Here is a 22,886-nt window from a genome sequence, read left to right as displayed (position 1 = left end):
GCCACTACGGAATCATGCAGTGCCGCCTCCGCGCCCGCCGGGTCCCGTGCACCACGCTGGACGGCAGTACTTCCGTACCGCGAAAGGCAGTTGCCGCGTCATGCGCCCCACCGCACCGACCTCTCCCACCACCGGCCGGTTCCCCGGCGTCCCCGTCGCCGACATCTCCGCCACCGGACCCGGCGCCGCGCCCGTCCAGCAGGCCATGGACCTGATGCGTGCGCACGGGCCCGTGTTCGTGCGGCGCCTGCACGGACGCGACACGCTGTTCGTGGGGGACGTGGACCTCGTGGCCGAACTCGCCGACGAGCAGCGCTTCGCCAAGCACGTGGGGCCCGGTCTGGAGAACGTGCGCGAGTTCGCCGCCGACGGCCTGTTCACCGCGTACGACGACGAACCCAACTGGGCCAAGGCGCACGACATCCTCATGCCCGCCTTCGCGCTCGGCTCGATGCGCACCTACCACCCCGCGATGCTGGAGGTGGCCCGCCGGCTCATCGCCTCCTGGGACCGCGACGCCCGCGACGGGCGGCCGGTGAACGTGTCCGACGACATGACCCGCATGACGCTCGACACCATCGGCCTGGCCGGTTTCGGCTACGACTTCGGTTCCTTCGAACGGGCCGAGCCGCACCCCTTCGTCGCGTCGATGGTGCGCTGCCTGGAGTGGAGCATGACCCGCCTCGCCCGCAGGCCCGGCGAAGACCACGCGGCCGAGGACGCGGCCTTCCGCGACGACGCCGCCCACCTCGCCCGGGTCGTCGACGACGTCATCGCCGCACGCACCCGCGGCGGCCCGGGCGGCACCGACGACCTCCTCGGCCTGATGCTCACCGCCGAGCACCCCGCCGACGGCACCACGCTGGACAGCGCCAACATCCGCAACCAGGTCATCACCTTCCTGATCGCCGGGCACGAGACCACCTCCGGCGCCATGTCCTTCGCGCTGTACCACCTCGCCAAGCACCCCACCGCGCTGCAGCTCGTGCAGCGCGAGGCCGACGCGCTCTGGGGCGACCGGACGGACCCCGAGCCGACCTACGACGAGGTCGGCAGGCTGACCTACACCCGGCAGGTCCTCAACGAGGCGCTGCGGCTGTGGCCCACGGCCGCCGTCTTCGGCCGCGAGGCGCGCGAGGACACCCTGCTCGGCGGCCGCATCCCGCTGCGCGCCGGGCAGGCCGCCCTGGTGCTCACGCCGATGCTGCACCGCCGGCCCGTCTGGGGTGACAACCCCGAGCTGTTCGACCCCTCCCGCTTCACACCCGAGGCTGAGGCACGGCGGCCGGTGCACGCCTTCAAGCCGTTCGGCACCGGCGAACGCGCCTGCATCGGGCGGCAGTTCGCACTGCACGAGGCGACCATGCTGCTGGCCATGCTCGTCCACCGCTACCGGCTGCACGACCACGCCGGATACCGGCTCACCGTCAAGGAGACCCTCACCCTCAAGCCCGAGGGCTTCACCCTGGCCCTCACCCCGCGCACACCCGCCGACCGCGTCCACACGCCGCTGCCCGGAGCCTCCCCGGCCCTCCCGGCGGAAACCGGCCGGCCGCAGCACCTGCCCGCGCGGGTCCGCCCCGGCGCCGCCGCGCTGTTCCTGCACGGCAGCAACTACGGCACCTGCCGGGACTTCGCCGCCCACCTCGCCGACGAGGCCGCCGCCATCGGCTGCGCCACCGAGGTCGCACCGCTGGACGCCTACGCGGACGGCCTGCCCACCGACCGGCCCGTCGTCATCACGGCCGCCTCCTACAACGGCCGCCCCACCGACGACGCCGCGGCCTTCGCGGCCCGGCTGGAGGAGGACCGCGACCTGTCCGGGGTCACGTACGCCGTCCTCGGCGTCGGCGACCGCACCTGGGCCGCCACCTACCAGCACGTCCCCGCCCGGATCGACGAACGACTGGCGCGGTCGGGCGCGACGCGGCTGCTGCAGCGCGCCGCCGCCGACGCCTCGGGCGACCTCGCGGGAACCGTCCGCGCGTTCGCGGCGTCCCTGCGCACCGCCCTGCTGCAACGCCACGGCGACCCGGACGCCACGCCGCCCCGCCCCGGCGAGCCCGCCACCGGCTACCGGGTCCGCACCCTCACCGGCGGCCCCCTGGACGCCCTGGCCGAACGGCACGGACTCCAGCCCCTGCGCGTCACCGAGGCGTACGACCTCACCGCGCCCGGCCACCCGCGACGCAAGCGCTTCGTCCGCCTCGCGCTGCCCGAGGGGGTCACCTACCGCACGGGCGACCACCTCACCGTGCTGCCCGCCAACGCCCCGGACCTCGTCGAGCGCGCCGCGGTCGCCCTCGGCGCCGATCCCGACACCCTCCTCGACATCCGCCCCGCCCGCCCGCGGCGCGACGGCATCGCCGTCGACCGGCCCGTGACGGTGCGCCGGCTCCTGACCCACCACGTCGAACTGCAGGACCGCCCGAGCGCGCCGCAACTGGCCGCGCTCGCCGCGGCCGACCCGTGCCCGCCCGAGCGTGCGGCCCTGGCCGCCCTCGCCGACGACCCCCGCACGCTCGTGGAGATCCTGGAGGACCACCCGGCCCTGCGCGGCGCCCTGGACTGGCCGGTGCTGCTGGACCTCCTGACCCCGCTGCGCCCACGCCACTACTCCATCTCCTCCTCGTCCACCACCGACCCGGGCCACGTCGACCTGATGGTCTCGCTGGTGGAGGCACCCGCCCGCTCCGGCCGGGGCGTTCACCGGGGCCCCGGCTCGGGCCACCTGGCCGCGCTCCGGCCGGGTGACACGGTGCACGCGCGCGTGCAGCCGTGCCGCGAGGCCTTCCGCATCGACGCCACCGCGGACGAACCGGTCGTCATGGTCGCCGCGGGCACGGGCCTCGCCCCGTTCCGCGGTGCCATCGCCGACCGGACCGCGGCCCTCGCGTCGGGAGCCCGGCTCGCCCCCGCCCTGTGCTACTTCGGCTGCGACGCCCCCGGCGCCGACTTCCTGCACGCCGGGGAACTGCGCGCCGCGGACGCCGCCGGCGCCGTCTCGCTGCGCCCCGCCTTCAGCGAGGAACCCGAGGGCGAAGTGCGCTTCGTGCAGCACCGGATCGCCGCCGAGGCGGAAGAGGCCTGGGCCTTGCTGGGCGCAGGGGCGCGGGTGTACGTCTGCGGGGACGGCTCCCGCATGGCGCCCGGCGTGCGCGAGGCGTTCCGTACGCTGTTCCGCGAGCACACCCCGGGTGCCGACGAGGCGGCCGCGGCGCGGTGGCTGGACGGGCTGATCGCGGACGGGCGGTACGTCGAGGACGTGTACGCGGCAGGCTGACCGCCCACCCGGCGGCCCCCGGCCGGACCGGGCCGGAGGCCGCCGGACCGGGCGCCGTGCCGTCCCGGAGCCGCACCAGGCGGCCCGGGACACCGCGTCGGTTAGCTCACATCGTGAAATAAGGGTTGGACGAATATCGCGCCGCGCCCGTGCCGACGGTATGTTGCAGGCCGGACCGGGGATGTGGAGGAACCGCATGGCGGGGCGGAACGGGCGCACGGTGCGCGATCTCAGGCGGGCCAACCGCACGGCCGTGCTGCAGCGGCTCTACTTCGACGGACCGCTCAGCCGCTTCGAACTCGGTCCGGCGACCGGGCTGAGCTCCGGCTCCGTCAGCAACGTCGTCGCGGACCTGGTCGCCGACGGGCTGGTCGAGGAGGCCGGCAGCGTCGACTCCGACGGCGGCCGCCCCCGCACCCTGCTGCGCGTCGCCCCCGGCAGCGGCCACATGATCGGCGTGGACGTCGGGGAGACCCGGGTCCGCGTCGAGCTGTTCGACCTCACGCTCACCGAACTGGCCCGCGCCGAACGCCCCCTGAGCCCGCAGCGCTACGAGGTCGAGGACATCGTCGACCACGTCCGCCACGGCATCGCCGAGGTGCTCGACACGGCCGGGCTCGCGCCCGAGCGGCTCCTCGGCGTCGGTATCGGGGTCCCCGGCATCGTCGAACGCACCCCCGAGCGCGGCGCGGTCGTGCACGGGCAGACCATCGGCTGGGACGCCGTCGAGCTGGAGGCACTGCTGCGCGCCGGCTCCCCGCTGCCGGACACCGTCCCGTACTTCATCGACAACGGCGCCAAGACCCTCGGTCAGGCCGAGATGTGGTTCGGCGCGGGACGCGGCGCCCGCAACGCCGTCGTGGTGCTGTTCGGCTCAGGCGTCGGTGCCAGCCTCGTCACCCCGGACGTGGAGCAGGGCCGGGCCGTGGAGTGGGGGCACCTGACCGTACGGGTGCGGGGCCGCCGCTGCCGCTGTGGGGCGCTCGGCTGCCTGGAGGCCTACGCGGGCGCCGAGTCGCTGCTTGCCCGCTGGCGGGAGGAGGGCGGCCCGGCCCCGGTCGGCACCGACGAGGAGACCGCCCTCACGGCGATGCTCGCCGCGGCCTACCCGCCCTCGGGCGAGGAGCCGGACCCGGTCGCCCTGGCCGTGCTGGAGGAGACCGCCGAGTACCTGGGCGCCGGCCTGTCGGACCTGATCAACCTCTTCCAGCCCGAGCGCATCCTCATCGGCGGCTGGGCGGGCCTCGCGCTGGGCTCCCGCTTCCTGCCGGCCGTACGCCGCCACGCCGTGTCCTACGCGCTGCGCCACCCGGCCGCGAAGGTGACCGTCGACCTCGGCCGGCTCGGGCCCGACGCCGTCACGGTCGGCGCGGCCATCCTGCCGCTCGCGGACTTCTTCGCCCGCGGCGGCCGGCGCCCCGACCCCGAACCGGAGAACCCGCTCCCGGCCTGGCGCACGGCCCTGCAGGAACGCGTCCCGCGCTGAGACGTACGGCAGCGCGGGAGGACCCGTGGCACCGCGGAAGCCGGTACCCCGCGCCGAGGTTGCCCAGCTCGGCGCGGGGTACCCGCGTGACGCCGGACCACCGAAGGGAGTACGCCGTGACCGACCACCGCCTCGACGCACCCGGCGAGAACGGTGAGCCCGTTCCGCGGGACATGCCGGACCAGCAGGCCGACGCGGGCGAGGACCCCTGGGAGGTCGCACCGCGCTTCTCGGCCGACGCCGACGCCGACACGGACGAGGACGCGGACGACGAGGGCGCGGCCGACGAGGCCCGCGAACCGGCCGGCGACCTCCCCGACACGGACGAGGCGGGGACGGGCCGGCAAGGGGCACCCAGCGCGGGAACGGAGCAGACCGAGAACCCGGTGCCCGACGAGCCCTCCGGCTGAGGCCACGCAGGGCGAACCCGAGGGCCGCGGCCGACTGTGGGGGTCGGCTGCGGCCCTCGGCCGTGTTCCCGGCGCCGGTGCAGCCGGGCGGGGCCGGAGACCCCGCCCGGAATCACCCGTCCGGAGGGAACCACCCTCACCCCACCTTGCGTCCCCTCAGCGGTTCCGTCCTCGCGCCGCCGCCCTGCTGCATCCCGCGCAGGAACTCCTCCAGGACCTCCGTCGCGGTGCGCTGCGGCTCCCAGCCGAGTTCCGTGCGTGCGCGGGCGGAGTCCATCAGGGGCAGTCGCAGTACCGCGTCGAACAGGTGCGGGGAGGCGGGCAGCAGATGCAGGCCCCAGGCGGCGGCGATCGCCGAGCGGGCGGCCGTGCGCGGCAGCCGCACCGGGCGCGCGCCGAGCATCTCGCCCAGCAGCCGTGCGTCGACCGCGGGCTCGGCCGCCAGGTTGAAGGCGCCCCGGACCTCCTGACGCACGGCCAGCCGGTAGGCGTGCGCCGCGTCGTCGGTGTGCAGGGCCTGCATCCTGAGCCCCGGCACGTCGGGCAGGAAGGGCAGCAGGTCCGGGCGGGCCAGCGGCCCGGGCAGGAACTTGCCGCCGAAGATCCGGCGCTGCTCGCTCGCCGACTCCCACTTGAACAGGAAGGCGGGCCGCATCCGCACCACCCGCGTGCCGGGGTGGTCGCGCTCGAAGATGTCCAGCGCCCGCTCCAGATACGCCTTCTCCCGGCAGTACGCGGCGTCCGGCCAGCCGTGCGTCGGCCAGGACTCGTCCACCGCCCGGTCCTTCGGGCCGGGGGAGTAGGCGCCCACCGACGAGGCGTGCACCAGCGCCGGCACCCCGGCCCGGGCCACCGCCTCGAACACGCGCATGCTGCCGAGCACGTTGGTGCGCCAGGTCGTGGCCGGATCGTGCGTGGGCTGGAACGCCCAGGCCAGATGGACCACCGCGTCGGCGCCCCGGAACCGCTCGACCAGGTCGGACCCCTCGGAGGCCAGGTCGACCGCGTCCCAGTCCGTCTTCGGCGGCGACCAGTCGGGCAGCCGCCGGGCCAGCCCCAGGACGGAGCCGACCTCCGGATCCTCGGAGAGAAGACGCACCACGCTCGTGCCCACGTTGCCCGTGGCACCCGTGACGACCACCCTCATGCCCGTTGTACTGCTCACCTCTGGCTCCTCTCGGCCGCGCGGTCCGCGGGAGCCGACCGAGTACCCGGGTGGGCGGGATTGCACGTGGGCGAAAGGAAGCCCCGGCCGCGACGGGGGAATCACGGCCGGGGCGGTACGGAGGTGGGCACGGATGGCGGTCGCCTCTCGGCGAAAGGCTCCACAGGGCTTCAGCCGAACGATCGTCCCTGTGGGCGAATGGTGAGGCCCGGGGACACTGTCCCATCCGCACCCACGTGTCGTTCAACGGCGAACCACCTCCGGGTGTTCCGCGTGCGGGCCCTCCCTCCCGTGAGCTGCGTCACGCCTCCTCGGCGACCGGAACGGTCTCCGCCCACAGGTTCTCCGCCTGCAGCAGCAGGGTCCCCAGGACCGCCGTCTGCTCGGCGCCCTCCTCGGCGTGCCGGCGCAGCCGGTCCTGCAGTTCCTCGTGCAGTTCGCGCATCGCCTTCTCGGTGTCGTCGTCCGGGCGGCCCACCAGAGAGCCCTCGCACAGCCTGTCCGCCTGCGCCCGGCATGCGTCCCCGATCAGCTCGAGCAGCCGCGCGTAGGAACGCAGCGCCTCCCCCTGCGGCGGGACCGGCGTCCGGTTGTCGTCCACGGAGACGGCCAGCGCCCGGGTCAGCGCGGTGACGTGCCCGGTGATGCGGCCGAGCCGCTCGTCCTCCTCGACCGGCGGCAGCGCGGCGGCGTTCGGCACGCGGTGCAGGGCGCGCAGCGGCCCCGAGGTCAGGCGCAGGCTCTCCTGGCTCCAGCGGCGCGCGGAGTGCAGGGTCCGCAGCCGGTGGTCCAGCCCCGCCGAGGCGCTGACCCAGCCGGCGGCGGTCTGCCCGTCCCACTCGCCCTCGCGCAGATCGGCGGCGACCGTGTGCAGCACGTCCCCCACCTCACGGGCGAGCGCCGCCAGGTTCTCGCGTACGTCGCGCAGATGGATCGGCGGCAGGATCAGCGCGTTCACGGCCACGCCGATGACGGCGCCGATGGCGGCCTGGCCCACCCGATGGCCGACCCCGGCCAGGCTCACCGTGCCCGCGGCGATGGTGAACAGGGCCGTCGTCGCCGCGTAGATGCCCTGGTCCCCGAAGCGCGGCCAGTTCGCCAGCAGCATCAGCACCGGGACGGACAGGGCGATCGCGGCCGTGGTGTCGCCGGTGACCGCCTGCGCCGCCGAGGCCAGCACGGTGCCCACGCAGATCGCGCCGAACTGCCGGGCGCCCTGCACCAGGGAGCTGTAGACAGTGGCCTGCACGAGCACCAGCGCCACCCACGGCGCCATCAGCGCCAGCGGATCGTCCATCCAGACCCCGCCGACCAGCCAGGCGATCACCGCCGCGAGGGCGGCCTTGAGCGACTGGACGACCAAGTCCCGTTCCCGCCCGGGTCCCCGCCAGGCCGCGCGGGCCGCGTCCCGGGCGCCGCGGGTCTCCCGCCGTACCGCGTCCACCGGCCGCAGGGCACCCGCGCCGCGCTCCGGGGCGCGCACCGATCCGTCCCGCACCACCGCCCGTGCCGTGCCGTCCGCCGTTCCGTTGCCCCTGCTCAGGCGGACGGCCCCCGCCGTCCGCCTGAGCGCACTCCTCACACGCGTCATGCGCTGCGGGTATCCGCCCGACCGCGCGTGTCACCCCGGCTCATGCGAGCGGACTGCCGTCGAGGACGGACAGCAGATGGGCGGGATCGGCGTAGACGGCGTCCGCGCCGGCCTCCTCCAGGTCCGCGCGGGGGATGCCGCCGCACAGGACACCCAGGCAGCGGACCCCGGCGCGGCTGCCCGCGCGCATGTCCCAGACGGTGTCGCCGACGAACACGGCCCGCTCGGCCGGCACCCCGGCCAGCTCCAGCGCGTGCTCGACGGGCTCGGGGGCCGGCTTGCCCTCCCGGACGTCGTCGGCGCTCGCGGTGGCGGCGATGGCGTCGTCCGCGTCGATCGCCCGGCGCAGCGCGCTCAGCTCGGCGCCGCCCGCCGACGTGGTCAGCACCACCGTCCAGCCGTCGCGGTGCAGACGCCGCAGCAGCTCCCCGGCCCGGGGCAGCGCGGGCAGCCGGTCGAAGTACTGCCCGTAGAGCGCCTTGTGGCCGGCGCTGATGTCCGCGTCCTGGTCCTCGTCCCGGTCGTCGCCCAGCAGGTGGGCGACGAGATCGGTGGACGGCAGGCCCACGGCCCGGTGGACGGCGTGCATCGGCACGTCGTGGCCCGCCTGCCGGAAAGCCTCCCACCAGGCGACGACGTGCAGATGATTGGTGTCGACCAGGGTGCCGTCGACGTCGAACACAGCAGCGCGTTCCATGGATGCGGTTCCTTCCTCTGTGGCCCCGCGGGTACCACGTCAGGCCGCCGGCACTCGCCGCTCGCCCGTCCAGGCCAGCAGGTCGTCCAGGGACCAGGCCGTCACCACCCGCTCGGGCGGCACCCCGCACTCCTCCGCGCGGGCGCATCCGTTGATCTGCCAGTCCAGCTGCCCGGGCGCGTGAGCGTCGGTGTCGATGGAGAACAGCACCCCCGCGTCCACGGCCCGGCGCAGCAGCCGCCGGGGCGGGTCGAGCCGCTCCGGCCTGCTGTTGATCTCCAGGGCCGTGCCGGTCTCCGCGAGGGCCGCGAACACCTCGTCCGCGTCGAACTCCGACTCCGGCCGCCCCCGCCCGGTCACCAGCCGGCCCGTGCAGTGCCCCAGGACGTCGGCGTGGGGATTGCGCACGGCGGCCACCATCCGCCGGGTCATCGCCCGGGCGTCCATGCGCAGCTTGGAGTGGACCGACACCACCACCACGTCGAGCCGCTCCAGCAGCTCCGGCTCCTGGTCGAGGGAGCCGTCCTCGAGGATGTCGCACTCGATGCCGGTCAGCAGCCGGAACGGCGCCCACTGCCCGTTCAGTTCCGCCACCAGGTCCAGTTGCTCGCGCAGCCGCTCCGGCGACAGCCCACGCGCGACGGTCAGCCGGGGCGAGTGGTCGGTGAGCGCCGCCCACTCGTGGCCCAGCGCCGCCGCCGCACGGCCCATCTCCTCGACGGTGCTGCCGCCGTCGGACCAGTCCGAGTGCAGATGACAGTCCCCGCGCAGCAGGGCCCGCAGCCGCTGCCCGCCCCGCACGGCGGGCGGCTCGTGCGCCTCGCCCTCCAGCTTCTCCAGGTAGCCCGGCACCTGCCCGGCCAGTGCCTCCCGGGCCACCTGCGCCGTTTTCGGGCCCACGCCCTTCAGCCGCTCCAGCGAACCGTCCGCCGCACGGCGGGCCACCTCGTCCCCGCCCAGATCCTTCAGCACCCGTGCGGCCGTGCGGAAGGCGCGCACGCGGTAGGTCGGTGCCAGGGACCGCTCCAGCAGGAAGGCGATCCGCTCCAGTGCTTCGACGGGGTCCATCGTCACCTCCTCCTCAAGGGTTCCCCAGCGTCCGGCGGCCCGCACGACGGGTCCCGCGGTTTGCGGCGATCACCCCCGGGTACTGCAACCCCCTCGCCACGACCGCGTCGACAGGAGACCTGCCATGTCCGCCCCCACCGCGCCTCCCACCCAGGTCGCCGTGATCACCGGCGCCGACTCCGGCATCGGCCGCGCGACGGCCGTACGGCTGGCCCAGGCGGGCCTGGACATCGGCATCACCTTTCACAGCGACGACAGGGGCGCGCAGGAGACGGCCGAGGAGGTCCGGTCGCACGGACGGCGCGCCGAGGTCGCCCGGATGGACCTCACGCGGCTGCCCGAGGCGGCCGACGCCGTCGACGACCTGTGCGAGCGGCTGGGCCGCATCGACGTCCTGGTCAACAACGCGGGCACCGGCACCATGACCCCGTTCCTCGACCTGGAGCTGTCCGACGTGCGCGAGGTGCTGGACGTCGACCTCGTGGGGCCGTTCCTGTGCGGGCAGAAGGCCGCCCGGCACATGATCCGGCAGGGCGACGGCGGCCGGATCGTGAACGTCACGTCCGTGCACGAGCACCAGCCGCGCGTGGGTGCGGCCCCCTACTGCGCCGCCAAGGGCGGGCTGGGACTGCTCACCCAGGTGATGGCGCTCGAACTCGCCGAGCACCGCATCACCGTCAACGCCGTCGCACCCGGCGAGATCTCCACGCCCATGACCGGGCAGGAGGACACCGACCCGCACACCGAGAGCCGCCCGGGCATCCCGCTCGGCCGGCCCGGTGACGCCCGCGAGGTCGCCGCCGTCATCGCCTTCCTCGCCGGCCCCGACGCGTCGTACGTCACCGGCGCCTCCTGGAGCGTGGACGGCGGCATGCTCCGCATGGGCCCGCAGGCCGGCTCGCACCTGCCGGGCCACGACTGGCGACGTCCCTGAGCGGGCCGCCGTGAGACTGCGCACCACCTCCTGCGACGAGCCCGGGTTCCGCCGCGTGCGCCACGGGCGCGGCTTCCGCTACCTGGACGCCGAGGGTCAGCCGCTCACCGACGCCGAGCAGCTCGCCCGGATCAAGGCCCTGGTCATCCCGCCCGCCTGGCGCGACGTGTGGATCTGCCGGCGTGCCAACGGCCACCTCCAGGCCGTCGGCACCGACGACGCCGGGCGCCGCCAGTACCTCTACCACGAGGGTTTCCGCGCCCAGCAGGAGCAGGCCAAGCACGAGCACGTCCGCCAGGTCGCGCGCACCCTGCCCGACCTGCGCGCCCGGGTGGCCGAGGACCTCGCCGGGCGCGGGCTGAGCCGGGCCCGGGTCACGGCCTGCGCCGTGCGCCTGCTGGACCTGGGCTTCTTCCGTATCGGCAGCGACCGGCACACCCGCCGCAACGGCACCTACGGCCTGACGACCATGCTGCGCGAGCACGTCAGGTGCGGACGCGGCGAGATCGCCTTCAGCTACCCCGCCAAGGGCGGCATCGACCTCGTCAGGGCCCTCGTCGACGACGACGCCCACGCCGTCGTGCGGTCGCTGCTGCGCCGCCGGCGGGACGGGGAGCGGCTGCTGGCGTACTGGGAGGGACGCGCCTGGCACGAGCTGCACAGCAGCGATCTGAACGAGGCGCTGCGCCGGCTGTCCGGGGTGGACATCACCGCCAAGGACTTCCGGACCTGGCACGCCACCGTGCTCGCCGCCGTCGCGCTGGCCGTCACCACCGAGGCCGTCCGGCAGACGGCCGCGGCCCGCCGCCGGCAGACGGCGCGGGTGGTGCGCGAGGTCAGCCACTATCTGGGCAACACCCCGGCCGTCTGCCGCGCCTCCTACATCGACCCGCGCGTCTTCGAGCTGTACGAACAGGGGGAGACCATCGCGCCCGCGCTCACCCGGCTGGGCGAGCACGGCGACTTCGGGCGCCCCGCCACCCAGGGAGCGGTGGAGCGTGCGGTCCTGGAACTGCTCGACCGCTGATCCGGAACCGCGCCGGAGCCGGTTCCGCTCTACGCTCGATGCATGACCGAAATCTCGAGCCCGCACATGGCGAACCCCCGGATCATGGTGCTCGGGGTACAGCCGGGCACGCCGCCGTTCCGGATCGTGGAGATCGACGGCCAGGTCGTCGGGGAGGCGAAGGCCGTCACCGACGTCCTGATGGCCGCCGCCGCGTTCGGCATCACGGTCCACGACCTGGACGACCCGGACGTGGTCCGCTGGGTCGGCGGCGACAAGTTCACCTGGACCCTGCACTAGGGCCTGTCTGACGATTCCCTCCTGCGGGCGACGGCGGGAATCGTCAGACAGACCCTGGGGCCGGTCGCGGGCGGCCGGTCCTAGACCTTCTCGGCCGCTTCCTTCTTCCGCGCCGCGGCCCCGCGCGGCTTGCGTGCGTGGACCGCGCGACTGAGCCGTCGTCCCAGGAGCAGGTAACCGATCAGCGCGCCCGTGGTGTTGAGGATGACGTCGTCGACGTCGAAGGCCCGCCCGGTGACCAGGGCGCCCTGCGCGAACTCCACCAGGAGCATCACGACGGCGGTCAGGAGCAGGACGCGCAGGATGCCGCGGGTGCGCGGGGCGACGACGGGGACGAGTACGCCGAAGGGCACGCCCAGCAGGATGTTGCCGCCGACCTGCCGGACGGCGTCCCGCAGTTCGGGCTGGTTCAGGTAGGCCTTCAGGGAGTCGCCCGGCCGGAGATTGGTGTGGGTCAGGGCCTCCGAGGCGGGCGAGGGCTGGAGGGTCAGCCGGGCAAGCACCACGGCGAAGGCCACCATGAACGCGAAGGCGCACAGCATCGCCAGCAGCCGGACGGGCAGGGGGAGCGGGCGTCGCTCGGCCCCGGACCCGGCGGTCCGGGGGCGTGAGGCGGTACCGGCCATGAGGTCGTCCTCCAGTCGTCAACTTCCTTGTGTCGCACGGCGGTTACCCACGGAAACGCGGGGGATGCCCAACGGCGGCCGTCCTCACCCTCGGTTGCCCCGCCTCGCGCCGGGCACTCCCGCGCGCGTCGGGCCGACCGCAGGCCCGCTGCACCAGGAACTCCGCGTCCGGCCGCCCGGCGGTGGGGCCCGCGCGAGCACGCGCGGGGGCCGTCCGGCACGCGGGTCGTACCGGACGGGCCCCCGGGTCCCGGCGGAAGCGGTCAGTCCCCGTAGGTGACGCGTACGTCCTTGAAGCCCAGGGAGCGCAGCAGGCCCTCGAGCATGCCGGTGGTGTTCGACTCGGCGCGTGCGGTCAGCTCGCTCTCCTTCGCCGCGTCGCCGATGTGCCGCACCGCGAGCTTCTGCACGGCCTGCTCGCCGTTGGGATTGTCCGAGAAGAGATCACCGAGCCGGTCGAAGAGGCCGCGCTGTTTGGAGACGGCGTAGGACCGGTCCGGGTCGAGCGCCGGCTTGCCCAGTTGCGCGTGCGGCAGCCGGAGCGTGGCGGACGTGCGGTCCTCGTCGACCCGCACGTCGTTCTCGCCGACCTTGCCCAGGTCGACGTAGGCGTCGACGCTGCCGGCCCCGACGTACAGGGTGCGGGTGCCGCGGATCGCGTCGGGCAGCAACTTCGCGTCCTTCTCCAGGTCCACGACGACCTGGAAGTTGCCGGAGGCGGCGTCGTAGCGGCTGATGTCCTGGATCGACTTCAGCAGCGCGGGGCCGGACCGGTCGTGGGTCTCGCTGCCGAACAGGTCCTTCAGTCCCGGCAGCACGCTCAGCCGCAGCCCGGCGAAGAACACGACGAGCACCAGCACGAGCGCGGTCACCACTTTCGCCCAGCCGGGCATGCGCCTGTCGGGGCGCTTGACGGGAGTCGTCATGCGACGGCCCTCCTTCCTACGGTCCTGATGCCCGCCACGATCCTTGTCAGACCGCCGACTTGGGGACGGGCGTGTGCCGGTGGAGGGGGCGGCTCACACCGGGCCCGAAGTGGCTTCAGGCAGTTCCAGGGCCGCGTCCAGCGTCGGCTGCGGCGGCAGCAGCCGGGACAGGCCGGTGATCCGCAGGATGCGCAGGGTCAGCGGGTGCGAGCAGACCAGGAGCAGGTACCCGTCCCGGTCCAGGACCCGGGTACGGGCCCGGTACAGCAGCCGCAGGCCCGAGCAGTCGAAGAACGCGATCCGGCTCAGGTCGACGACGACCCGGGCGCCGGGGCGGCCGGTCTCCCGGTCCAGATGCGGGGCGATCTCCGCGGCCGCGGCGAGGTCGATCTCGCCGCAGAACTCCAGCACCGTGTGCCCCCGCTCCCGGCGGACGCGCAAGTGACGGGTGAGCGGTGCAGGTTCCTGCCGCACGACGAGATCGCCTCCAGCCTGCTCCGTGCGTGGGAGGGGGCTACGGCATCACTTCCGGTCCCCGCCCTGCAAGTTACCCCCGAACGAGTGAATCTGAGCATGTTCGATTGACATATGTCATTGAATTCAGGCCGTGTTGGCGGAAGTTCACACCGGCACGCACGCGGGCGCGAGCGCGGGCGCGGGCGGAGGGGCGCACACGTGGGGGAGAGGTGCACGGAGCCGGACAGGCCAGAGAGCCGGAGGGGCCGGGGGCCGGAGGGACCGGGGGACGCGGGCGTGGCGGTTGAGCGCAGAGGCCATCGCCGCCCGGTACGCAACGGCCCTCCGGCAGCCCGCACCGCGGGTCGGCGACCCGCCCGGTCTCCGATGGCCGCCCGAACGGCCTCTGGCCGAAAACGCCACCGGCCGGGCTGATCCGCCCGGCCGGTGCGCGTCCCGCCGCCGTGCTCAGTCGTTCACCAGCACCAGCTTCCCGGTGGTCCGGCCGGTGTCACCCCGCTCGTGCGCCTGCGCCGCCGCGGACAGCGGGAACGTACCGGCGATCGTGGCGCGCAGCTTCCCCGTCCGGAGCAGGTCGGCGATCGCCTCCATGCCGCTGCGGTCGGCGTCCACCAGCATGCGCAGGGCCCGCACCCCGAGCCGCCCGGCCTCCTCGTACAGCTCGTCCGAGCCGCCCGGGAGGATCGACACCAGGACACCGCCGGGGCGCAGCACGCGCAGGGAGCGCAGGGCGTTGTCGCCGCCGATCGTGTCCAGGACGACGTCGACGTCCTTCACGACCTCGGTGACGTCCGTCTCGCGGTAGTCCACCGCCTCGTCCACGCCGATCTCGCGCAGGAAGTCGTGCTTGCCGGCGCTCGCCGTACCGATGACGTACGCGCCCTGCGCCTTGGCGATCTGCACCGCCACGTGCCCGACCCCGCCCGCCGCGGCGTGGATCAGCACCCGCTGGCCCGGCTGGAGGCCGGCGTGCTCGGTCAGTGCCTGCCACGCGGTCAGCGACACCAGCGGGAGCGCGCCCGCCTCGACGTGGTCGACGCCGGCCGGCTTGCGGGTCAGAGCGCGCACCGGGGCGATGGCGTACTCCGCGTGCGAACCGTGCCCGAACGGGTAGGGCAGCATGCCGAACACCTCGTCCCCGGGCACGAACGCCGCCACGCCGATGCCGACGGCCTCCACCACGCCGGAGACGTCCCAGCCGAGGACGAAGGGCGGCTCGCCCAGGAAGCCGCCGGTGGCGCGGTGCTTCCAGTCGGTCGGGTTGACCCCGGCGGCCCGCACCCGGACCAGTACCTCGTTCGGCCCGGGCGCCGGGCGCTCGATCTCCACTTCCTTCAGGACCTCGGGACCGCCGAGGACGTCCTGGCTGATGGCTCGCATCGTGTTCTGTGTGCTCATGGTGATCAAGCGTGCCGGTCCGCGCGCGGTCCGCCAATGGCAAGATTGCCAACCTTCGATAGAATCGTGCCATGCGACGTGAGCGAGTGGTGGTCCTGGCCCTGGACGGGGTCTATCCCTTCGAGCTGGGCATCCCCAGCCGGATCCTGGGTGCGGCCGACGGGCACTACGAGGTCGTGACCTGCTCGGTCGACGGGGGGCCGGTGCGCACCAACGCGGACTTCGGGGTGACCGTGGAGCACGGCCCGCGGGCCCTGGCCACCGCCGACACGGTGGTGATCGCGCCCGTCACCCCCGACCGGCTGAGCGACGAGGTCCCCGCGGACGTCCTGGCCGCGCTCGCCCTCATCCGCCCGGGCACGCGCATCGTCTCCATCTGCACGGGTGCCTTCGTCCTCGCCGCCGCCGGTTTCCTCGACGGCCGGCGGGCGACCACGCACTGGCAGGTCGCCGACCACTTCCGGCGCACCTTCCCCCGCGTCGACCTCGACCCGGACGTGCTGTTCGTCGACGACCACCCGTTCCTCACCTCGGCCGGAGCCGCCTCCGGCGTGGACGTCTGCCTGCATCTGGTCCGCAAGGACCACGGCAGCGAACTGGCCAACAGGGTCGCCCGGCGCTGCGTCGTCCCGCCGTTCCGGGACGGCGGCCAGGCCCAGTACATCGAGCAGCCCGTCCCCGAGGAGGGCGCCGCGAGCACCGCGGCCACCCGCGCCTGGGCCCTGGAGCGGCTGGGCGACCCGCTCACCCTGGCCGACCTCGCCGGCCACGCCCGGATGAGCCTGCGCACCTTCGCCCGCCGCTTCCACGACGAGGTGGGCCTCAGCCCCGGCCGCTGGCTGATCCAGCAGCGCGTGTCCCGGGCCCGGCACCTGCTGGAGTCCAGCGACCTCACGGTGGACCAGATCGCCGGGCGGGTCGGCTTCGCGACCGGGGCGTCGCTGCGCCAGCATCTGCACGCGGCGATCGGCGTGTCCCCGCAGGCGTACCGGCGCACGTTCCAGACCGCCGCCCGCTGAGCCGCCCGCTGAGCCGTCCGGCCGGGCCGTCCGGGTGGCGTGCACGGCCGGGCCGCCGTACCGGCCACCTCACGCGCCACCCGGGCGGCGGACCGGTGCGGGTGCGGGGCGCACCCGCAACCCGCCTGCGCCTAAGGCCGGTTGAGAACCGACTGATTCGGCCGGGCCGGGATATCCGCACAGGAGGAGCCGGGAACACGACCGTTCCGCGGCCGGGATCCTGCGGAGGAGACATGGCACTGGTGAAAGCGGGGGTCCTCGTGCTCGACTGCGCCGAGCCCGAGAAGCTCGCCGTGTTCTACAAGGAACTGCTGGAAGGGGAGGAGTCGGACGCGACGGCGAACCGGGTGGAGATCAAGACGGCCGACGGTTTCCGGATCGCGCTGCGCCGGGACGTCAACGCCACCCCGCCCAGCTGGCCGCGCCCCGAGAACTCCCTGCAGGCGCACCTGGAGTTCGTCGTGGACGACCTCGACGCGGTGGAGCGCCGCGTCGTCAGCCTCGGCGGGCGCCCCCTGGAGGCCAAGGACGCCTCGGGGCCCCTGGAGGAGCGGGGCTACTCCGACCCGGCAGGCCACTCCTTCATCCTGCGCCGCACCCCGCCGACCGCGCCCAAGCAGGGCTGACTCCGGCCGGCCGGCGCCCGTCCCACCAGGCGGGCGGGGGCTGCCCCCGGCCGGCGCCGCCCCCCGGCACACACCTCGGCCCCGCCCGGTTCCGTACCGGGCGGGGCCGAGGCGCTGTCAGGCCCGGCGGGGCCGAGCTGCCCTCAGTCCCGGCCGCCCTTCTCACCGACCGGCCAGGTGCCGGTCGAGCGCTCGATCGCCTTCGCGCCCGCACGGTCCACCGCGCTGCGCACCACGGCGAAGATGGCGCCCTGGATCGCGGCGGCCAGCAGGACCTCGCCCCAGCCGCGGTCCTTGTCCAGCGCGTCGGGCGCGTCCTCCTCGTGGCGGATCGCCATCCAGGTCTTGCGGAAGGCGAGGCCGGCCAGCCAGCCGCCCGACCAGCCGAGCACGAAACCCAGGGGCTGGTAGGCGAGGGACAGCTTCTTCTTCTTCTTGGCCATGATGCAGTCTCCTTGGTCGTTCGATGAAGGGGATGGGGGACAGTCGGTTCAGGGGGTGTGCGCCGCCGGGACGCGCTCCTCGGCGCGGACGGGCCCGGGCGCGGTGCCGTCGCCGAAGGGACGGCCGCCGAGCTCCTCGCGGTGATGCGGGGCCAGCCACCCCGCCAGATCCGGCCCGAGCGGTACCACGCGGGTCGGGTTGATGCCCGTGTGGACCTGGTAGTAGTGGCGCTTGATGTGGTCGAAGTCGACGGTGTCGCCGAACCCGGGCGTCTGGTAGAGGTCGCGTGCGTACGCCCAGAGCACCTGGTTCTCCGTCAGCTTCCAGCGGTTGCACTTGAAGTGACCGTGGTACACCGCGTCGAACCGGACCAGCGTGGTGAACAGCCGGATGTCCGCCTCGGTGATCGTGTCACCGACGAGGTACCGCTGCCGTTGCAGCCGCTCGGCCAGCCGCTCCAGACACCGGAACACGCTCGCGCAGGCGGCCTCGTAGTCCTCCTGGGTGTGCGCGAACCCGGCGCGGTAGACACCGTTGTTGACGTCGTCGTAGACCTCCGCCATCACCGCGTCGATCTCGTCGCGCAGGGCGTCCGGGTACAGATCCGGAGCGCCTTCCCGGTGCAGGGCCGTCCACTCGGTCGCGAGGTCGAGCGTGAGCTGCTGGTAGTCGTTGGTGACCAGCTTGCCGCTGGGCACGTCCACGATCGCGGGCACGCTGACACCACCCGGAAAGCCGGTCTCGCGGGCGTCGTAGGCCTCACTCAGGTAGCGGATGCCGAGCACCGGGTCACGGCCGCCCTCGTCCAGGGTGAACCGCCAGCTGCGGTCGTCCTGGATCGGATCGGCCACGGCGAGGGACAGCGCGTCCTCCAGGCCGAGCAGCCGTCGCGAGACCAGCGACCGGCTCGCCCACGGGCAGGCCAGGCTGACGACCAGACGGTAGCGACCGGCCTCCACCGGCCAGCCGTCCCGGCCGTCGGCCGTGATCCGGTCGGCGAAATGCGCCTTGGACCGCTTGAACGCCTTCCTCCCGTAGGCACTGTTGCCGTCGTCGCCGTCGTCGCGGCTCATGGGGATGACCTCCTTCGCCGTGTGTGGATCCTGGTGAACGCGTTCCCCGTTTTCCGCGGACGGCACGGTATGAGCACCGCCGACCGGGGCAATCGGCGGAGGTGACTGAAGAAGGAGCTGATCGCAGGACACGCGTCACCGTGCTGGTGGCGCTCGCGGCCAACTTGGTGATCGCGGCCGCCAAGGCCGTCGGCGGCCTCGCCGCGGGTTCACCCGCACTGCTGTCGGAGGCGGCGCACTCCGTCGCCGACAGCCTCAACGAGGTCTTCCTGCTGGCGGCATTGCGCCGCAGCCGCCGGCCCGCCGACCGCCGCCATCCCTTCGGCTACGGCAAGGAGCGGTTCTTCTGGTCGCTGCTGGCGGCCGTCGGCATCTTCGTGATGGGGGGCTGCTTCTCCTTCTTCCAGGGCATCGAGGCTCTGCTGAACGAAGGGGACGAGGACCTCGGCGGGTATGTGGCGGGCTTGGTCGTGCTGGGCGTCGCCCTGCTCGCGGAGGGCGGTTCGCTGCTGCGGGCGCTGTACCAGGTGCGCCGCCAGGGCGGGGCGTCCGCCGGGATGCGCGACCCGGCGCTGCGCACGGTCGTCGCCGAGGACGGCACCGCGGTGCTGGGCGTGACGCTGGCCATCGCCGGCATGGCCCTGCACATGGTCACCGGCGAGGTGATCTGGGAGGCGTCCGCGTCCCTGGCGATCGGCGCGCTGCTGGTGTACGTCGCCTACCGGCTGGGCCGGGAGGCCCGTGACCAGCTGATCGGCGAGGCGGCCGACCCGGAGGCCAGCGGGCGGATCCGGGTGCTGCTCGAGGCCCAGCCGGAGATCGACAGCGTCGAGGCGCTGTTCACCATGAAGACCGGACTGGACACGGCGCTGGTGGCCGCCCGCGTCGACCTGGTGCCGGGCCTGGACAGCGAGCGGGTCGAAGAGGTCGCCGTGCGCATCAAACGCTCGATCGCGAACACGGTGCCCGAGGCCCACCAGATCTTTCTGGACGTCACCGACCGGCCGGCTCGCGAGGCAGCGGAAAGCCCCGCCGCGACGGGGGAGCGCGGCGGGGCCTGACGGACGCATGCCCCGCCGCCGAGGGTTCACGCCCCCGGTGCGCAACGTCCTCGAACCGGGCGCGCGAGGCGAGGGTCAGGCCGATGAGCCCCGACGTGCCGGTGCGGCACGGCGCGGCCGGCCGCCTGGTGCCGGCCCGCGACGACCGCGCGTACGGGGCCGCGGTCACTTCCCGTACGGGCTCTCAGCCGTCGAGCGCGCCGGCCCTCGGCCGGCCGCGGCTCAGCCCGCGTCGGCCGGTTCCAGGACGAACACCGGGATCTCCCGGTCCGTCTTCCTCTGGTAGTCGGCGTAGGCGGGGTACGCCGCGACGGCGCGCTCCCACCACTCGGCCTTCTCGGCCCCGGTGACCTCACGGGCGGTCATGTCCTGCTTCCTCGGCCCGTCCTGCACCTCCACGTGCGGGTCCGACCTGAGGTTGAAGTACCAGACCGGGTGCTTGGGAGCGCCGCCGAGGGAGGCGACCGCGGCGTAGCGCCCTTCGTGCTCCACGCGCATCACGGGCGTCTTGCGCAGCTTGCCGCTCCTGGCCCCCCGGGTGGTCAGGACCACGACCGGCATCCCCTGCAGGGTCGTGCCCTCGGTGCCGCCGGAGCTCTCGTACAGCTCCACCTGCTTGCGCACCCACTCCGTCGGACTGGGTTCGTACTCTCCCTCAAGAGGCATGGCATGGAGTCCCATCGTCGCGTGCCGGGTCGTTGCTCCTGAAGACAACACCACCGCGGACGCGAATCATCCGCAACCACGGGGGCGTGTCCCGCTCCGGGCCACTCACCCCGGCGCGAGGGCCATCCGCAGGGCCAGGGCCGTCATCACGCCGCTCGCCGCCAGTGCCGTCACCAGCCGCCCCCGACGGCCCGTCAGCACCCGCCCCAGCAACGCGCCGCCGCCCGCCAGCGTCACCTGCCAGCTCGCCGAGGCGGCGAACGCGGCCAGCACGAACACGCCCTGCTCCACCGGGCCGGCCGGTCCGGTGGACCGGGTGCCGAGCACCAGGGCGGCGAAGTAGACGACGGTGGTGGGGTTGAGCAGGGTGATGCCGAGCAGCCCGAAATAGGCACGGGCCGGGCCGGGGGGAGGAGGAGCGGACCGGGTGGCGAGCCGGTGACCGCGGTACGCGCGCAGCGCGGTGGCCGCGCCCCACACGGCCAGTGCCAGCAGCACCAGGACGCAGACCCAGCGCAGCGGACCGAGCACCGGCCGCAGCGCGGCGGCCAGGGCCGTGCCCCCGAGCGTGGCGACGAGCGCGTACAGCCCGTCGGCGGTGGCGACGCCGAGAGCGGCGCACACCCCGGTGCGCAGGGTCGTCCGCGCGGTGAGGGAGACGAGGTAGGTCCCGACGGCGCCCACGGGGACGGCGATGCCGTATCCGGCGAGCAGCCCCGCGACGAGCGCGGCGGTCACGAGCGCGGCGGGGTCGGCCCTCCACGGTGGCCGGGCTGCTGCTGTCGGCGCGCGGCACGGGCGGCGTCGGACAGGGTCAGCGCAGGAACGTACGGAGACATGGCTGGATCCTGGGCCCCGACCCGCCCCCGCGACAACCGGTTTTCGCCCCGGTGCTGGCCCGCACCGGGCGCGGGAACCCCGGCACGCCCCCACCGCACCCGCGGGACACCACGGCACACACCCCGCACGACCGCACACGCACCGGGCACTCGAACGGAAGGACGGCCATGTCCGGCCATGTTGCCGCCGTCGGTCATCTGGCCGAACTTCCCGTCGCCTCATAGGTGCCTGAGGCATCTAATGAGACGCGGCACGACGCACTACTCGTCTGCGAGGTCTTCATGACGGACACGACCGCACCCGTCGCCTTCCCCCAGAACCGGACCTGCCCCTACCACCCGCCCGCCGCCTACGACGCGCTGCGCGCCGAACGGCCGCTGACCCGGATCACCCTCTACGACGGCCGCGAGGCCTGGGTCGTCACCGGGCACGCGACCGCCCGCGCGCTGCTGGCCGACCCCCGGTTGTCCTCTGACCGCGACCGCCCCGGCTTTCCCGCCACCACCCGGCGCTTCGCGGGGATCCGCGACCGCCGCACGGCACTGGTGGGCGTCGACGACCCCGAGCACCGCACCCAGCGGCGCATGGTCGTCGGGGACTTCACCCACAGGAAGGCCGTGGAACTGCGGCCGCGCATCCAGCAGATCGTCGACGAGCGGCTCGACGCGATGATCGCCCAGGGCCCGCCCGCCGACCTGGTCGGCGCCTTCGCGCTGCCCGTGCCGTCCATGGTGATCTGCGCCCTGCTCGGCGTCCCGTACGCCGACCACGACTTCTTCGAGACCCAGTCCCGCCGGCTGCTGCGCGGCCCCGAGACCGCCGACGTGCTGGACGCCCGCGACCGGCTGGAGACCTACTTCGGCGAGCTGATCGAGCGCAAGCAGCGCGAGCCGGGCACCGGCCTGCTCGACGACCTGGTCCGGCGGCAACTGCACGACGGCGCCCTGGACCGCGAGGGCCTGATCGCCATGGCCCTGATCCTGCTGGTCGCGGGCCACGAGACGACCGCGAACATGATCTCGCTCGGCACCTTCACCCTGCTCCGGCACCCCGAGCGGCTCGCCGAACTGCGCGCCGACCCGGGGCTGCTGCCGGACGCCGTCGAGGAGCTGATGCGGATGCTGTCGATCGCGGACGGCATGCTGCGCGTGGCCGTCGAGGACATCGAGGTGGCCGGGACGGCGATCCGCCGCGGTGACGGCGTGGTCTTCGCGACCTCGGTCATCAACCGTGACGAGTCCGTCTACCCCGACCCGGACACCCTCGACTGGAACCGCTCCGCCCGGCACCACGTCGCCTTCGGCTTCGGCGTCCACCAGTGCCTCGGCCAGAACCTCGCCCGCGCGGAGCTGGAGATCGCCCTGCGCAGTCTCTTCGAGCGGCTTCCTTCCCTGCGCCTGGCCGCCCCGCCCGAGGAGATCCCCTTCAAGCCCGGCGACACGATCCAGGGGATGCTGGAGCTCCCCGTGACCTGGTAGGGGGCCGCGCCCATGCACACCGACATCGACATCGACCTGGACCGCTGCATCGGCGCCGGCCAGTGCGCCCTGACCGCGCCGGAGGTGTTCACCCAGGACGACGAGGGCTACGGCACGCTGCTGCCCGGACGGGAGGACGGCGGCGGCAGCCCTCTGGTGCGGGAGGCCGCCCGCGCCTGCCCGGTCGGTGCCATCACCGTCTCCCGGCCGGCCGGCCCCGTCCACCGCGCCACCCCCTAGGTGTATTGACCCGCAGGGTTGTTCACACGGCTGATCGGTGGCTGGCCGCCGAGTGCGGTGTGGCAGCGATGG

23 protein-coding genes are annotated in these 22,886 nt (G+C 74.1%); 11 read left to right on the top strand and 12 right to left on the bottom strand.

Annotated features, from left to right (window positions below):
• Positions 1-100 precede the first annotated feature (100 nt).
• From Q5694_RS29225 to Q5694_RS29215, 3 genes are all read left to right on the top strand, one after another.
• On the top strand, positions 101-3,283 hold the full coding sequence (locus Q5694_RS29225; RefSeq protein WP_333936442.1) for a cytochrome P450: 3,183 nt from the start codon (positions 101-103) through the stop codon (positions 3,281-3,283).
• A 196-nt stretch (positions 3,284-3,479) separates the two neighbouring features.
• Positions 3,480-4,769, top strand: coding sequence for an ROK family transcriptional regulator (locus Q5694_RS29220; RefSeq protein ID WP_333936441.1), 1,290 nt, complete (start codon positions 3,480-3,482; stop codon positions 4,767-4,769).
• A 116-nt stretch (positions 4,770-4,885) separates the two neighbouring features.
• Positions 4,886-5,179 (top strand): hypothetical protein, encoded by a 294-nt coding sequence (locus Q5694_RS29215; RefSeq protein ID WP_333936440.1) that lies wholly within the window; start codon positions 4,886-4,888, stop codon positions 5,177-5,179.
• A 136-nt stretch (positions 5,180-5,315) separates the two neighbouring features.
• Here the strand turns inward: Q5694_RS29215 and Q5694_RS29210 are convergent, their stop codons facing one another.
• The 4 genes from Q5694_RS29210 to Q5694_RS29195 all read right to left on the bottom strand — a co-directional run bounded on the left by Q5694_RS29210 (position 5,316) and on the right by Q5694_RS29195 (position 9,700).
• Complete coding sequence (locus Q5694_RS29210; RefSeq protein WP_333936439.1) at positions 5,316-6,344, bottom strand: SDR family oxidoreductase; 1,029 nt, start codon at positions 6,342-6,344, stop codon at positions 5,316-5,318.
• 301 nt (positions 6,345-6,645) lie between these two features.
• Complete coding sequence (locus Q5694_RS29205; RefSeq protein ID WP_333936438.1) at positions 6,646-7,935, bottom strand: FUSC family protein; 1,290 nt, start codon at positions 7,933-7,935, stop codon at positions 6,646-6,648.
• Between the two features lie 40 nt (positions 7,936-7,975).
• Positions 7,976-8,632, bottom strand: coding sequence for an HAD family hydrolase (locus Q5694_RS29200; protein WP_333936437.1), 657 nt, complete (start codon positions 8,630-8,632; stop codon positions 7,976-7,978).
• Positions 8,633-8,671: 39 nt separating this feature from the next.
• Entirely contained in the window at positions 8,672-9,700 is a 1,029-nt protein-coding gene (locus Q5694_RS29195) for a PHP domain-containing protein (RefSeq protein ID WP_333936436.1), read from the bottom strand.
• 124 nt (positions 9,701-9,824) lie between these two features.
• On the opposite strand from Q5694_RS29195, the gene Q5694_RS29190 reads away from it, so the two are divergent.
• Genes Q5694_RS29190 through Q5694_RS29180 form a run of 3 tightly spaced genes read left to right on the top strand, consistent with a single transcriptional unit; the run spans position 9,825 to position 11,940 of the window.
• Positions 9,825-10,634, top strand: coding sequence for an SDR family oxidoreductase (locus Q5694_RS29190; RefSeq protein ID WP_333936435.1), 810 nt, complete (start codon positions 9,825-9,827; stop codon positions 10,632-10,634).
• A gap of 10 nt (positions 10,635-10,644) precedes the next feature.
• A complete protein-coding gene (locus Q5694_RS29185; protein WP_333936434.1) occupies positions 10,645-11,661 on the top strand; it encodes a DNA topoisomerase IB in 1,017 nt (338 codons plus the stop codon).
• A 42-nt stretch (positions 11,662-11,703) separates the two neighbouring features.
• Positions 11,704-11,940 (top strand): hypothetical protein, encoded by a 237-nt coding sequence (locus Q5694_RS29180; protein ID WP_333936433.1) that lies wholly within the window; start codon positions 11,704-11,706, stop codon positions 11,938-11,940.
• Between the two features lie 80 nt (positions 11,941-12,020).
• Here Q5694_RS29180 and Q5694_RS29175 read toward each other — a convergent pair whose 3' ends face one another.
• From Q5694_RS29175 to Q5694_RS29160, 4 genes are all read right to left on the bottom strand, one after another.
• Positions 12,021-12,566 carry a VanZ family protein gene (locus Q5694_RS29175; protein WP_333936432.1) on the bottom strand — a complete coding sequence of 182 codons (546 nt, stop codon included), beginning with the start codon at positions 12,564-12,566 and terminating at the stop codon, positions 12,021-12,023.
• Positions 12,567-12,829: 263 nt separating this feature from the next.
• On the bottom strand, positions 12,830-13,492 hold the full coding sequence (locus Q5694_RS29170) for a DUF4230 domain-containing protein (protein ID WP_333936431.1): 663 nt from the start codon (positions 13,490-13,492) through the stop codon (positions 12,830-12,832).
• Between the two features lie 93 nt (positions 13,493-13,585).
• Positions 13,586-13,966 carry an anti-sigma factor antagonist gene (locus tag Q5694_RS29165; RefSeq protein WP_333936430.1) on the bottom strand — a complete coding sequence of 127 codons (381 nt, stop codon included), beginning with the start codon at positions 13,964-13,966 and terminating at the stop codon, positions 13,586-13,588.
• 450 nt (positions 13,967-14,416) lie between these two features.
• On the bottom strand, positions 14,417-15,367 hold the full coding sequence (locus Q5694_RS29160) for an NADP-dependent oxidoreductase (RefSeq protein WP_333936429.1): 951 nt from the start codon (positions 15,365-15,367) through the stop codon (positions 14,417-14,419).
• 71 nt (positions 15,368-15,438) lie between these two features.
• On the opposite strand from Q5694_RS29160, the gene Q5694_RS29155 reads away from it, so the two are divergent.
• The gene (locus tag Q5694_RS29155) at positions 15,439-16,386 is read left to right on the top strand and encodes a GlxA family transcriptional regulator (RefSeq protein ID WP_333936428.1); all 948 of its coding nucleotides are present in this window, start codon (positions 15,439-15,441) and stop codon (positions 16,384-16,386) included.
• 233 nt (positions 16,387-16,619) lie between these two features.
• Entirely contained in the window at positions 16,620-17,012 is a 393-nt protein-coding gene (locus Q5694_RS29150) for a VOC family protein (protein WP_333936427.1), read from the top strand.
• A gap of 143 nt (positions 17,013-17,155) precedes the next feature.
• Here the strand turns inward: Q5694_RS29150 and Q5694_RS29145 are convergent, their stop codons facing one another.
• A complete protein-coding gene (locus Q5694_RS29145) occupies positions 17,156-17,455 on the bottom strand; it encodes a DUF4235 domain-containing protein (RefSeq protein WP_333936426.1) in 300 nt (99 codons plus the stop codon).
• A gap of 48 nt (positions 17,456-17,503) precedes the next feature.
• Entirely contained in the window at positions 17,504-18,529 is a 1,026-nt protein-coding gene (locus tag Q5694_RS29140) for a glutathione S-transferase family protein (protein WP_333936425.1), read from the bottom strand.
• Positions 18,530-18,669: 140 nt separating this feature from the next.
• Here Q5694_RS29140 and Q5694_RS29135 point away from each other — a divergent pair, with 140 nt between their 5' ends.
• Positions 18,670-19,590, top strand: a complete 921-nt coding sequence (locus Q5694_RS29135; RefSeq protein ID WP_443040964.1) for a cation diffusion facilitator family transporter — start codon at positions 18,670-18,672, stop codon at positions 19,588-19,590.
• Between the two features lie 222 nt (positions 19,591-19,812).
• Here Q5694_RS29135 and Q5694_RS29130 read toward each other — a convergent pair whose 3' ends face one another.
• Positions 19,813-20,256, bottom strand: a complete 444-nt coding sequence (locus Q5694_RS29130) for a nitroreductase family deazaflavin-dependent oxidoreductase (protein WP_333936423.1) — start codon at positions 20,254-20,256, stop codon at positions 19,813-19,815.
• Positions 20,257-20,361: 105 nt separating this feature from the next.
• Entirely contained in the window at positions 20,362-20,994 is a 633-nt protein-coding gene (locus tag Q5694_RS29125) for a LysE/ArgO family amino acid transporter (protein ID WP_333936422.1), read from the bottom strand.
• 383 nt (positions 20,995-21,377) lie between these two features.
• Between Q5694_RS29125 and Q5694_RS29120 the strand changes: the two genes are divergently transcribed.
• Both Q5694_RS29120 and Q5694_RS29115 read left to right on the top strand, forming a co-directional pair.
• Positions 21,378-22,574: a cytochrome P450 gene (locus Q5694_RS29120; RefSeq protein WP_333936421.1), complete on the top strand. Its 1,197-nt coding sequence runs from the start codon at positions 21,378-21,380 to the stop codon at positions 22,572-22,574.
• 12 nt (positions 22,575-22,586) lie between these two features.
• On the top strand, positions 22,587-22,814 hold the full coding sequence (locus tag Q5694_RS29115; RefSeq protein ID WP_333936420.1) for a ferredoxin: 228 nt from the start codon (positions 22,587-22,589) through the stop codon (positions 22,812-22,814).
• Positions 22,815-22,886: the final 72 nt, after the last annotated feature.

This window comes from Streptomyces sp. AHA2 (genome assembly GCF_036857595.1).
GTDB lineage: Bacteria > Actinomycetota > Actinomycetes > Streptomycetales > Streptomycetaceae > Streptomyces.
Note: the sequence above shows the minus strand (reverse complement) of the source record. Positions and strands in the feature narration are given on the sequence as shown.